The sequence below is a fragment of the Haloferax prahovense DSM 18310 genome (genome assembly GCF_000336815.1).
Lineage (GTDB): Archaea > Halobacteriota > Halobacteria > Halobacteriales > Haloferacaceae > Haloferax > Haloferax prahovense.
In genome coordinates this window covers 512,232-524,818 of the sequence record NZ_AOLG01000009.1, presented here as the reverse complement: position 1 = coordinate 524,818, position 12,587 = coordinate 512,232, and the positions used below count along the sequence as shown (strand labels likewise).

At 64.7% G+C, this 12,587-nt stretch carries 12 protein-coding genes and 2 pseudogenes; all 14 read right to left on the bottom strand.

Annotated features, from left to right (window positions below):
- Positions 1-21: 21 nt before the first annotated feature.
- Positions 22-1,542 (bottom strand): NADH-quinone oxidoreductase subunit N, encoded by a 1,521-nt coding sequence (locus tag C457_RS05065; protein WP_008092511.1) that lies wholly within the window; start codon positions 1,540-1,542, stop codon positions 22-24.
- A complete protein-coding gene (locus C457_RS05060) occupies positions 1,543-3,072 on the bottom strand; it encodes a complex I subunit 4 family protein (RefSeq protein ID WP_008092510.1) in 1,530 nt (509 codons plus the stop codon).
- On the bottom strand, positions 3,069-5,090 hold the full coding sequence (gene nuoL / locus C457_RS05055) for an NADH-quinone oxidoreductase subunit L (RefSeq protein WP_008092507.1): 2,022 nt from the start codon (positions 5,088-5,090) through the stop codon (positions 3,069-3,071). Before nuoL ends, C457_RS05060 begins: the two co-directional genes overlap by 4 nt.
- A gap of 3 nt (positions 5,091-5,093) precedes the next feature.
- On the bottom strand, positions 5,094-5,396 hold the full coding sequence (nuoK, locus tag C457_RS05050; RefSeq protein WP_008092506.1) for an NADH-quinone oxidoreductase subunit NuoK: 303 nt from the start codon (positions 5,394-5,396) through the stop codon (positions 5,094-5,096).
- The gene (locus tag C457_RS05045; RefSeq protein WP_008092505.1) at positions 5,396-5,761 is read right to left on the bottom strand and encodes an NADH-quinone oxidoreductase subunit J family protein; all 366 of its coding nucleotides are present in this window, start codon (positions 5,759-5,761) and stop codon (positions 5,396-5,398) included. The genes nuoK and C457_RS05045 overlap by 1 nt, the downstream gene beginning before the upstream one ends.
- Positions 5,758-6,018 carry an NADH-quinone oxidoreductase subunit J gene (locus C457_RS05040; protein ID WP_004977641.1) on the bottom strand — a complete coding sequence of 87 codons (261 nt, stop codon included), beginning with the start codon at positions 6,016-6,018 and terminating at the stop codon, positions 5,758-5,760. The genes C457_RS05045 and C457_RS05040 overlap by 4 nt, the downstream gene beginning before the upstream one ends.
- Positions 6,019-6,123: 105 nt before the next feature.
- The gene (locus C457_RS05035; protein WP_004977642.1) at positions 6,124-6,585 is read right to left on the bottom strand and encodes a NuoI/complex I 23 kDa subunit family protein; all 462 of its coding nucleotides are present in this window, start codon (positions 6,583-6,585) and stop codon (positions 6,124-6,126) included.
- Positions 6,582-7,631, bottom strand: coding sequence for a complex I subunit 1/NuoH family protein (locus C457_RS05030; protein ID WP_004977643.1), 1,050 nt, complete (start codon positions 7,629-7,631; stop codon positions 6,582-6,584). The genes C457_RS05035 and C457_RS05030 overlap by 4 nt, the downstream gene beginning before the upstream one ends.
- A pseudogene (locus C457_RS05025) lies at positions 7,631-9,091 on the bottom strand (NADH-quinone oxidoreductase subunit D); the annotation flags it as partial. The pseudogene C457_RS05025 and the gene C457_RS05030, both read right to left, overlap by 1 nt.
- A gap of 146 nt (positions 9,092-9,237) precedes the next feature.
- A pseudogene (locus C457_RS21140) lies at positions 9,238-9,453 on the bottom strand (NADH-quinone oxidoreductase subunit C); the annotation flags it as partial.
- Positions 9,450-10,151, bottom strand: a complete 702-nt coding sequence (locus C457_RS05015) for an NADH-quinone oxidoreductase subunit B (protein ID WP_004977645.1) — start codon at positions 10,149-10,151, stop codon at positions 9,450-9,452. The pseudogene C457_RS21140 and the gene C457_RS05015, both read right to left, overlap by 4 nt.
- The gene (locus tag C457_RS05010) at positions 10,148-10,564 is read right to left on the bottom strand and encodes an NADH-quinone oxidoreductase subunit A (RefSeq protein ID WP_004977646.1); all 417 of its coding nucleotides are present in this window, start codon (positions 10,562-10,564) and stop codon (positions 10,148-10,150) included. Before C457_RS05010 ends, C457_RS05015 begins: the two co-directional genes overlap by 4 nt.
- Positions 10,565-10,752: 188 nt before the next feature.
- Positions 10,753-11,364, bottom strand: a complete 612-nt coding sequence (gene purE / locus C457_RS05005) for a 5-(carboxyamino)imidazole ribonucleotide mutase (RefSeq protein ID WP_008092497.1) — start codon at positions 11,362-11,364, stop codon at positions 10,753-10,755.
- 6 nt (positions 11,365-11,370) lie between these two features.
- Complete coding sequence (locus tag C457_RS05000; protein WP_008092495.1) at positions 11,371-12,519, bottom strand: 5-(carboxyamino)imidazole ribonucleotide synthase; 1,149 nt, start codon at positions 12,517-12,519, stop codon at positions 11,371-11,373.
- Positions 12,520-12,587: the final 68 nt, after the last annotated feature.

Below are 12,587 nucleotides of genomic sequence, written 5' to 3'. Positions count from 1 at the left end.
CGAACCGAATCGCCGAAACGCTCAGAAGAGCGCGGCGGCGACGGTCTGAGCCGTCTCGATGACGGGTTGGAAGCCGGGCAGGAGCAGGACCGTCCCGACCGCGGCGAAGATGATCGCCACGTAGAGACCGACCGGCTGGCTGCCGATTTCGAGGGGCTTCGACGGCTCCTCGATCCACATCGCCTTCACGACGCGGCTGTAGTAGAACAGCGACAGCGCGCTGTTGACCGCGCCGACCGCGGCGAGCCACCAGAAGCCCGACCCGATAGCCGACTCGAACAGGGCGTACTTCGAGAAGAAGCCGCCGAACGGCGGAAGCCCCGCGAGCGAGAACATGAAGACGGTCATCGCCGAGGCGGCGATGGGTGCCTTCGACGCGATACCATTGTAGTCCTCGAAGGTGCGGCCGAGACCCCACTTTTCGACCATGGCGATGAACAGGAACGCGCCCGTGTTCATGAAGCCGTAGACGAACAGGTGGGCCATGCTCGCGCCGAGCACGTCACCGTTCGCGGCACCGCCGTCAGTGGTGATTGCCGCGAGGCCGATGAGTGCGTACCCTGCGTGACCGATAGAGGAGTACGCGAGCATCCGCTTGACGTTGTTCTGGGTCGCCGCCGCGAAGTTACCGAGCGTCATGGTGACGACGGCGAGCACCGCGAACAGCAGCGACCAGTCGACGCTCCCGCCGCCGACCGCGGTGACGGTTTCGAGGGGGAACGCGACGGTGAACACGCGGAAGGCGACGGCGAAGCCGGCCGCCTTCGACGCCGACGAGAGGAACGCGCTCACGGGAGCGGGCGCGCCCTCGTAGGCCTCCGGCGCCCAGAAGTGGAACGGGACGGAGGCAGTCTTGAATGCGAAGCCGCCGGCGATCATCAGCACGCCGAGACCGAGGACACCGACGAGTTCGGTGCCTTCGGCGAGCGACGCGGCGACTTCCGGGAGCACCAGCGAGCCGGTGACGGCGAACACGAGGCTGATACCGAACGCGAACACCGCCGACGACAGCGCGCCGATGAGGAAGTACTTCAGACCGGCCTCGATGCTGCCGCGGTCCTTCTTGAGGAACGCGACGAGCGCGTACGAGGGCAGGGACGCCAGTTCGAGGCTGATGAAGACGGTCGCCAGCGAGTTCGACATCCCCATGAGCGTCATGCCGGTCGTGGCGAATATCACGAGCGAGTAGAACTCACCCTGGTGGGCCTCATCCGCGAGGTAGTCGTAGGAGGCGACGGTCACCATCGCGGCGACGCTGGTGAAGATGAGCGTGAAGAACAGGCTCATCCCGTCGACGACGAGCGCGTCGCCGTACAGCGAGATAGCGCCGCCCGTGGACTCCATGCCGGTTCCGTTGATGAGGAACCAGCCGGCGATACCGCCGGCGGCGAGCGCGCCGAGCGTCGCCGTGCCGGCCAGAAGGCCGTTGTTCGTGGAGTCCGGGTCGATGGTGTCGATGAGCAGCAGCGCGAGCCCCGTCAGCGCGAGCACGATGGCGGGAGCCGTCGCCGCCCACTCTGGGAGCGTCTGGAGGGGCGTCATCTAGAACGCACCTCCCAGTTCGAGAATCGGGTTAACCGCGTCCTGAATCATCGTGAAGAAGATGTCCGGAGAGACACCGAGCACGATGGTGAGCAGGAGCAGCACCGCGAGGGGTGCGACGTCGTGGAACGGCGCTTCCGTGATGTCGTAGTCGCCGTCGAACCGGAAGGGTCCGAACAGCGTCCGCTGCATCGCGAACAGCAGGTAACCGGCGACGATGACGATACCGAACATCGCGGCGCCGGTGAACAGCGGCATGGCCTCCATCACCGTGGACTCGAACGCGCCCTTGAAGATGAAGAACTCGGCCGCGAAGCCGGCCATGAGCGGCAGACCCATGTACCCGAACGCACCGGCGACGAAGATGCCCGCCGTGACGGGCATCCGGTCGGCGATGCCGGACATGTCCGACACCATGCGCGTGTGGGTCGTGTTGTAGATGACGCCGACGGCCATGAACATGAGTCCGGAGATGAGACCGTGGGCGACCATCTGGAAGGTCGCACCGCCGACGCCGTAGGTGGTGTAGGCGATGAGACCGAGGATGACGTACCCCATCGACGAGACGGAGGAGTACGCGACGATGCGCTTGAGGTCCTGCTGGGCCAGCGCGAGCAGTGCGCCGTAGATGACGCTTGCGACGGCGAGCAGGGCGATGGGAAGCGCGAAGGCGCGCGCCGTCTCCGGCAGCATCGTGAAGTTGAACCGGAGCAGGGCGTACGTACCCATCTTCAGGAGGACCCCGGCCAGCATGACCGACACCGGCGTGGGGGCCTCAACGTGTGCGTCCGGCAGCCACGTGTGGAGCGGGGCGACCGGGACCTTCACCGCGAACCCGAAGAACATCGCGACGAACGCGACCGACGCGAGCGCGCCGGCCGACAGTCCCGCGAAGCTCCCGAGCTGTCCGGCCTGCAACGCCTGCGCGATTTCGGGCAGGCGGAACGACGAGATCGAGTCGCCGAGACCGAACACGAGCGAGATGAACCCGATGAACATCACGAGCGACGCGATGTTCGTGTAGACGAAGAACTTGATAGCCGCGTACTTGCGGCGTGGGCCGCCCCAGACGCCGATGAGGAAGTACATCGGCAGGAGCACAGCCTCCCAGAAGATGAACCAGACGAAGAAGTCGAGCGCCGTGAAGACGCCGAGCAGGTTCGCCTCCATGAGAAGCATCAGGCCGAAGAACTGGGACTGACGCTCCGAGATGGGCGTCCACGCGCTGACGATAGCGAGCGTGGTGAGGATGGTCGTAAGGACGACAAGCGGCATGCTGATGCCGTCGACGCCGACCATCCAGTGAATGTCGTACTGGCCGAGTTGCAGCCAGGCGACGTCTGTCTCGAACGCGATGTTCCCGCCGAGTAAGGCGTTCCCGCTCGCGTCGTACTGTTGCCACATGTAGAGGCTCCCGACGACGGGAGCCAGACTCAGCGCGAAGGCCGCCTTGCCGGCGTACCGGTTCGGCAGGACGAAGGTGACCAGCGCGGCGAGGAACGTGACTGCGATGAGCGCTTCGATTATCATGCGAACCAACCTCCGAGCAGACCGAGACCGAGAAGCAGCGCGGTCAGACCGAGCGTGAGGAGCGCGGCGTAGTTGCTCACCACACCGGTCTGAATGCGCTTGACGCGACCGCCAGCGAACAGGCTCACGCTGGAGATACCGTTGACGACGCCGTCGACGATACCCTGGTCGAACTTATCGAGGACGCGCGAGATGGGTTGGACGACGCCGGTCGCGATCCAGACCTGGTACTCGTCTTGGTAGTAGTTGTTGTACAGTACGGTCTTGATGCTCCCGAGCTTGTCCGTGTGTTCGACGGGCTCGGGGACGTTGTACAGCACGTGCGCGAGCGCGGCACCGCCGAGCGCGAAGCCGAGCGAGACGGCCGCCCCGATAGCAACCGTTCCGGCCTCGCCGCCGATGTAGCCCGAACTGTACGGGATGAGTTCGGCGTAGTGGTGCGCGTTCAGCGAGCTGAAGCTCCCGTCGAGGAACTGGTGTAGGAAGTCGATGCCCTTGATACCGAAGAGCTTCTCGACCGGGACCATGTTGACGAGCCCGGTCGTCGCGGCGAGCACGCCGAGGACGGCGAGCGGACCCTTGACGTTCCAGCGAACGCCGTGGGGGTCACGCGCCGTTCCGGACCGTGGCTCGCCGTGGAAGGTGAGGAACACCATCCGGAAGGTGTAGAACCCCGTGAAGAACACGGCGAGCAGGCCCATCGCGTACGCGGCGAGCAGAATCGGACTGCCGCCGAGGCCGTGGATGAGCGTCTCGTAGAGGACCTCGTCTTTCGACCAGAAGCCCGCGAACGGGACGATGCCCGCGAGGGCGAGCGACCCGGAGAGGAACGCGTAGTAGGTCACGGGCATCTTGTCTTTCAGACCGCCCATGTCCCACATGTTCTCGTTGTGGTGCATCGCGATGATGACCGAACCGGCACCGAGGAAGAGCAGCGCCTTGAAGAAGGCGTGCGTCATGAGGTGGAACGTCGCCGCGACGTAGCCACCGGCACCGAGGCCGAGCATCATGTAGCCGTACTGGCTGATAGTCGAGTACGCGAGCACCTGCTTGATCTCTTTCTTGACGACGCCCATGGTCGCCGCGAAGAGAGCGGTGAATCCGCCGATGAGGGCGATGATAGCGAGCGTCGTCGGCGTCAGCACGTAGAACCCGTACATCCGGGCGACGAGGTAGACGCCGGCCGCGACCATCGTCGCTGCGTGGATGAGCGCGGAGACGGGCGTCGGACCTTCCATCGCGTCCGGAAGCCACGTGTGCAGGGGGAACTGCGCGGACTTACCGACGACGCCTCCGAGAACGAGGAGGCCGACGACGGTGAACCACGCCTGTTCGCCCATACCGAGGAACGTGTTGACCGAGTGTTCGCCGTTGAGCGCCTCCTCGGCGAGGACCGGGAAGGCGTCCGGACCGGCGAAAGCGGCGGAGCCGAACGTCGCGAAGACGGCGACGACGCCGATGAGGAAGAAGTAGTCACCGAAGCGGGTGACGAGGAACGCCTTCTTCGCGGCACTCGGCGGGCCGTCCTGCCGGAAGTGGAAACCGATGAGCAGGTAGGAACACAGGCCCACCAGCTCGAAGAACATGAACGCCATGAGCAGGTTGTCGGCGACGACGAACCCGAGCATGGAGGCCGTGAACAGGCCGAGTCCGGCGTAGTAGCGCGGGAGGCCCGTCTCGCCCTCGTCGTTCATGTATCCGAGGCTGAAGATGTGGACGAGGAGCGCGACGAGCGTCACGATGACGAGCATCATCGACGAAAGCGGGTCGATGAGCAGACCGAACGTCAGGTTGATCGCGTCGAGGCCCTCCGCCCACGTGTAAATCGTTTGGTTGTAGGTCTGTCCGCCGCTGACGGCGAAGAACGTCGCGATGGACAGGACGAACGAGCCTGCCGTCGCGCCGATGCCCGCCAGCGCGCCTCCCTTCGGCATGTACCGTCCCGCCCCGAGTGCAATCAGGAACGAGAGGAACGGGAGGAGGACGATGGCCGGAGCGAAGTCTAAGATACCTGCCATATATTACCACCTCATCGTGGTCGCGTTGGTCACGTCCACGTCGTCGAAGTTACGGTACAGTACGAGGATGATACCGATACCGACTGCGACCTCCGCGGCCGCGAGCGCCAGCGTGAACAGGGTGAACGTTTGCCCCGTAACGTTCCCCCAGTAGAGCGAGAACGCGACGAGATTGATGTTTGCGGCGTTCAGCATCAGTTCGACCGACATCAGGAACAACAGCGCGTTCCGTCGAGTCAAGAGGCCGAAAATGCCGATGCAGAACACGGCTGCCGACAAGAGCAGATAGTATTGCGGGGGCACCATCAGCGGTCACCCTCCTCGTCGTCGAACAACGTTCGCTTGATTTCACGGCCGCCGTCGGTCAGAATAGTCCGCATCTGACCACCCTCCTCGCGCCGTGCGAGGTGGATGGCACCGTCAAGAGCGACGTCGAGCGTTACCGCGATGACGATGAACGCGGCGAGGAACCCTTCCCCGGCGACGTCCCCGAAGTCGAGGTTGAACATCGAATAGCCGATGCTCGCGGTGATGTTTGCTCCCTCTGCGAACCCCTGTGGGTTCGGGAACGACGCGCCGAGGAACACGACCGCCATCACGACGAACAGCGCGACGGCAGCCAGTCCGGGCACGAGGTGCGAACCGAGTTTCAGCTGCGGTTTCGTGGTCATGTACTACTCACCTCCGGATCGATACGCGTCAGCATCACGGCGAACGTGATGAGAATCAGTACCCCGCCGACGTAGACGAGGACTTGCATGGCGGCGAGGAACTCCGCCTGCAACATCACGTAATGCACCGCGACGCTCAAGAGCGCGCCCCCGAGCAGGAGTGCGGAATGCCAGATGTCCCGCACGAGGACGACGCCCAGGCTGCAGCCCACGGTGACGAGGGCGAACAGCGCGAACGCGATGGTTTCATAAACCATTGTGTATGTCTCCTTGAGATATCCCTTTGAACATTTCGAGAACGTCCTCAGCGTCCGGTAGCGGACGCGGGCTGACGGGACTCGAACGATTCACTCGCGGTCATGTTACTGGTAATCGACCTCTCCTTCGCCCTCGCCGATCCACGCGTTGCGGTCGGGGTTGCGAGAGTTGAGCGGGTCGATATCCTTGTACCACGGGACGTTCTTGAGCTGTTCTTTGTTGTAGACGAAGTCGTTTTTCGTGTCCGCCGTGAACTCGAAGTTCTGCGTGAGCAGGATGGCATCGACGGGACAGACCTCCTCGCACAGCCGGCAGTAGATACACTGGCCGATGTGGAGGTTGTACTGCTCGCCGTTGCGCTTGTCGTCCTGAACGATCTGAATCGTGTCGTTCGGACAGACGTTCTCACACTGACGGCACCAGATACACCGCTCTTGGCTGAACTTGTGGACGCCGCGGAAACGCGGGCTCACTTCTGGCGCGGTCTCGGGGTACTCGACCGTGAACGTCTCGCCGTCGAGCGCGTGCCTCAGCGTCACTGCCATGCCTTTCAGGATTCCGATCATACAATCACCCCCACGATGATGGCCGTGAGAACCAGGTTGGCGAAGGAGAGCACGAGCATCCCCTTCCAACCGATTTCGAGGAACTGATCGACGCGAAGGCGCGGAATCGCGGAGCGCGCCCACTGGGTGAACAGGAAGAACGCCCAGATTTTGATGGTGAACCAGACGAATCCGGGCAGGACCGGGCCCGCCGGACCGCCGAGGAACAGCGTCGCCGCGATAGCGCCGCCGAGGAAGATGTGGATGAACTCACCGAGGTAGATGAGCACGAAGTAGACCGAGGAGTACTCGGTCTGGAACCCGGCGACAATCTCGGTCGGCGCTTCGGGGATGTCGAACGGGTTACGGCCGACCTCCGCGAGGTTCGCGATGATGAACAGCGCGAACGCGAAGGGGTTCACGAACGCGAACCACGTCGGAATCGTCACGCCCGCGACCGAAAGCAGCGGCTCGGCCTGCACGGCGACGATTTCGCTCATGCGGAGCGACCCGGCGAAGATGACGACGGAGGCCGCCGTGACGACGAGCGGAATCTCGTAGGCGATGTTCGACGCGACCGCGCGGAGCGCGCCGATGAGCGAGAACTTGTTGTTCGATGCGTAGCCGGTCATGACGATGCCCAGCGAGGCGATAGACGCCGCGGCGAAGGCGAACGCGAGACCGGTCTCGGGGTCCGCGAGCTGGATGCCGTTACCCATCGGGATGACGGCGAATCCGAGCAGCGCGGAGAAGGGAATGACCATCGGCGCGAGGTCCCACGCGGGACGGTCGACGCCCTCGGGAACGATGAGTTCCTTCGACAGCAGTCGGACCGCGTCCGTGACGATGGTCAGGAGACCGAACGGGCCGATTCGGTTGACCGCGATGCGGTCACCGAAAGCGGCCGTAATCTTCCGTTTGGCCCACGGTCCGGCGAACGCCGTCATGATGAGCATGATGTTGGCGATGAGGAACGCGCCAACGAGACCCCCGACGACGTCGCCGAGGATGCCTTCGAGACCGAGGAGGCCGCTGATCGTGTCCGGAAGGACCGCTTGCAGACTCATTACCGGTCCACCTCTCCGAGAACGATGTCGAGACTGCCGAGCGAGGCAATCATGTCCGGGATGTACTCACCCTCGGACATCTCGGGGAGCGTCTGGAGGTTCGAGAAGCACGGACTGCGAATCTTGAATCGGGCCGGCTTGTCGGTGCCGTCGGCGCGGATGTAGATGCCGAGTTCGCCCTTCGCGCCTTCGACGGCGCGGTAGATCTCCGTGTCCTCTTCGGGCTTCAGGGTGCGCGGAACGTTCGCCTGGATGTTCCGCTCGTCTTCGGGCCAGTCTTCGAGCAGGTCAACGCACTGCTGGATGATCTTGGCCGACTCCTCGACCTCGCGCATGCGCACGAGCAGGCGCGAGAAGTTGTCGCAGCCGTCCTCGACGACGACGTCCCAGTCGAGTTCGTCGTAGTAGCCGTAGGAGTCGTCGCGGCGGAGGTCGTAGTCGATGCCCGAGCCGCGGGCGACCGGGCCGGTCGCACCGTAGCTCTTGGCGACCTCAGGCGGCAGGACGCCCGTGCCGACCGTCCGCGCCTGGAGAATCTCGTTCGAGGTGATCATGTCGTGGTACTCCTCGAGCGCTTGCGGGAGCTCGTCGATGAAGTCGCGAATCTTCTCGAAGAACTCCTCTCGGGGTTCCGGGAGGTCCCAGACGACCCCGCCGAGCCGGAAGTAGTTGAACATCATGCGCTGACCGGTGAGGTCCTCCAGAATGTTCTGGACGATTTCGCGGTCCCGCATGGCGTACATGAAGATGGCCGTGAAGTCGCCGTACACGTCCAGCGCGAACGTGCCGAGCGCGATCATGTGCGACGCGATGCGGCACAGTTCCGCGCCCATCGTGCGGATGATCTGGGCGTACTCGGGGACCTCGATGTCCGCGAGGTCCTCCGCGGTGCGGGCGTAGGCCCACTCGTTCAGCAGCCCCGCCGAGATGTAGTCCCAGCGGTCGGGGTACGGCATAATCTGGTGCCGGTAGGTCCCCTGCTGACACATCTGCTCCTCGCAGCGGTGGAGGTAGCCGATGTCGGAATCGAGGTCGACCACCTGCTCGCCGTCGACGACCGTCTCGACGTGCAGCACGCCGTGGGTCGCCGGGTGGTGCGGCCCGATGTTGATGTACATCGTGTTGCTGTCGCCCGCGGAGCGGTGGTCTCCTTCGAGCGGGTTGGCGTGCTCGCGGAGCGTCGCGATCTGCGGGCGGTCCTGGTCGTAGTCCAGTCCGAGCGGGTGACCCTGCCACGTGTCCGGAAGCAGGATGCGACGCAGGTCCGGGTGGTCCTCGTACTGGATGCCGACGAGGTCGTACGCCTCGCGCTCGTGCCAGTCGGCCGTCCGGAACACCGGCTCGGCGGACTGACTGACCGGGTTGTCCTTCGAGGTGGGCACGACGACCGAGACCTCGTCGGTCCGGTCGTCGAACTTCGTCAGATGGTAGATGGACTCGTAGCGGTCCTCGTACTCCTGNGCCAGTCCGCCGTCCGGAACACCTGCTCGGCGGACTTACTGACCGGGTTGTCCTTCGAGGTGGGCACGACGACCGAGACCTCGTCGGTCCGGTCGTCGAACTTCGTCAGATGGTAGATGGACTCGTAGCGGTCCTCGTACTCCTGTGCGGTCACACACGAGAGGTGGTCGAATCCGGCCTCGTCGCGGAGCTTGAACAGCGCGTCTTGGACCTCGTCGGGACGGATGACGAGGCCTGGCGCGTTCAGGTGTTCTTCGCGACCGACGACGAGGTCGCCGAGCAGGTCGGCGAGTTCGTCGCCGCGGCTGACGCCCGATTCGAGTTCCGCGGGGTCGTCGGGCTGTTGTTCTTCGAGGCTCATGGCGAATCAGCCCAGTTGTACCGCATGACGAGGTCTTCCTCGTCGATTTCCGCCGCGAGCTTGTCGACGATTTCGTCGCGCTCGAGGTCGCCGAACTGCTCCAGTTCGTACGGCTTGACCGTCACCGGGCTGGACTCGCCGTTCGCGATGCGCTCTTGGAGCTTCGCGATACCGTAGATGAGCGCCTCCGGGCGCGGCGGGCAGCCGGGGATGTGGATGTCAACCGGGATGACCTCTTCTGCGCCCTTGATGACGTTGTAGCCCTCCTGGAACGGGCCGCCGGAAATCGTACACGACCCCATGCCGACGACGAACTTCGGTTCGGGCATCTGGTCGTAGACGCGCTTCATGCGCGGGGCGAACTTCGAGACGATAGTCCCCGGCACGATAATCACGTCAGCCTGTCGCGGCGACGCGCGCGGCACACCCGCCGCGAATCGGTCGAGGTCGTGCTTGATTCCGTAGGTGTGCATCATCTCGATGCTGCAGCACGCGATACCGAACTGCAGCATGAACATCGAGGACCCGCGGACCCAGTTCATGAACTTGTCGAACTTCGTGAGGATGAACGGTGACGAGCCGAACGCCTCCCGAAGCTTCGAGTTGAACCGGTCGTCCGCCCCCGCCATCCGGGCGTCGCGAGTCTCGGTCTGTACCTGTGTGTCGTCCGTGACGAATGGCTTCTGTTCGCTACTCATGCATCTTGCCTCTCTGTCTTACGACGGTTTGCCTGCGGGCTTTTGACCCACTTGACTGCGCCGTTGCGCCACGCCCAGACGAGGCCGACGACGAGGATACCGATGAAAACGAGCATCGGCGTCAGAATCGTCGCCAGCGACGCGCCCTGTTCGAGGGCCGAGCGGTAAATGACCGTCCACGGGAAAATCAGGACGGTCTCGATGTCGAACACGAGGAACAGCAGCGCGACCATGTAGTACTGAATGTTAAACTGGACGCGCGCCGTGCCTGTCGGCACCTCACCACTCTCGTACGTGGCACTCTTTCCTTGTTCCGGTACGCTTGGGCGCAGCAGCGCCGACACCGCCATCATCGCGAGCGGTATGCCGACACCAACCAGCCCCATCGCACCGATTGCAATCCAATCACTCATGCCGTGTCTCCCTGACGTGCGGCGGTTAGAAGCGCTCCCCTATAAACATTGATTTGTGTGTTTCGGGCGCGAGAGAGCTTCTATTTGGAAAATACGCGAGAGACGCCCGGAACCCCGCACGGGCAGGGTTTCGACGCCGGGAGCGACCCCCGCTTGCGGAAGACTGACCGGCGACGACGGACGCTTCGCTACCGCGATTCGCGGAAGCCCGCGACGCCGAGGTCGTGGAGCGCGGCCGAGGTCTCGGCCACGTCGGAAACGAGGTCTTCGTGGTACTCGATGAGCCGGTCTTCGAGCTCGGGGTAGCCGCGCGAGAGTGCCTGTACGGCCGACAGCGCGGCGTTGAACGACTTGCCGGCGTCGACCGCGACGATGGGTGCGCCCGTCGGCATCCCGATGACCGAGTCGACCGACTTCTCCTGGACGGGGACGCCGACGACCGGAATCGGGTACGCGATGGAGGCGGTCATGTTCGGCAGGTCCGCGGACTTGCCGCCCGCGCCGGCGATGATGACCTCGACGCCGCGGTCGCGCGCGGTGTCGCCGTAGGCGTACATCAGGTCGGGCGTCCGGTGCGCGGAGACGACGTACGTCTCGTAGGTGAACCGCTCTTCGGGCGGCGCGTCGAAGTCGGTCTGCTCGCCGAACCCGAGCGTGTCCAGCGCCTCGTGCGCGCCGGACATCACGTCGAGGTCGGAGTCCGACCCCATGATAATGCCCACGTCGGGCGTCGTCTCGGGGTCGCGGTCGGCGTCGGCCTGTGCGTGCAGTTCGTCGATGAGGTCCCGTTCTGTCGTCATTGTGTATCAGTCGAAGTGTAGTCCGTCCCGGAGGTCTCGCGTGCGTGCGAGAAGCGCTTCGAGGTCGACGTCCTCGTCGCCGACGGCGGTGAGGTGGCCCATCTTGCGGAGCGGGCGCACCTCGTCTTTGCCGTACCAGTGCAGCGAAACGCCCGATTCACCGAGGGCGTCGTCGAGGCCGCCGAGCCGCGCCGGTCGGCTCTCGTCGACGGTGCCGAGGACGTTCGCCATCACGGTGGGCGACCGGCGAGTCGTCGCGCCGAGCGGCCACCCGAGCACGGCGCGGACGTGCTGTTCGAACTGCGAGGTGAGCGCGCCCTCGATGGACCAGTGGCCGGAGTTGTGCGGGCGCGGGGCGACCTCGTTGACGAGCACGTCGCCCGCCGCCGTCTCGAACAGTTCGATGCCGAAGACGCCGCGGCCGGGCAGGTGCGAAAGCACCTCGCGGGCGACGCGGTCGGCCTCCTCACGGACCTCGTCGGTCGTCCGCGCCGGGACGACGGTCTCGCGGAGAATCTCCTCTTCGTGGACGTTCTCGCCGACGGGGAAGGTCCGAATCTCGTCCTCGCCGCGGACGCCGATGACCGACAGTTCGCGCTCGAAGTCGACGAACGCCTCGGCCATCGCCGGGCCGCCGACCGCCTCGATGGCGGCCTCGGCGTCCTCCGGGTCGGTGACGGGGACGTTTCCGCGGCCGTCGTAGCCGCCGGTCCGGGCTTTCAGCATGACCGAGCCGAACTCGTCGAGCGCGTCGCGGAGGTCGGCCGCGTCGTCGACGCGGTGGAACGGCGGAATCGGGATGCCCGCCTCGCCGAAGGTGTCCTTCTGGACCAGTTTGTCCTCGATGGTCCGAAGCGCGTCGGGCGAGGGGTGGACCTCGATTCCCTCCTCGGCGGCCAGTTCGTCGAGCAGGTCCGGGTCGGCGAGTTCGATTTCGAACGTCAGCGCGTCGGCCCGCGCGGCGAGTTCCGCCATCGCCTCGGGGTCGTCGAAGTCGCCGACGATCTGGTCGGCGACGGCCGATGCCGGGCAGTCGGGTGTCGGGTCGAGCACGACGATGTCGACGCCGAGCGGTGCGGCGGCCTCGCCGAGCATACGCCCGAGCTGGCCCCCACCGACGACGCCGAGCGTGGGTCCGGGTACGGTGACGGTCACAGTCGCGGGTTCAGTACGTCGATGCATAAACGTTGCCACATTATACGTTCAAATGAGCACATCCGTGG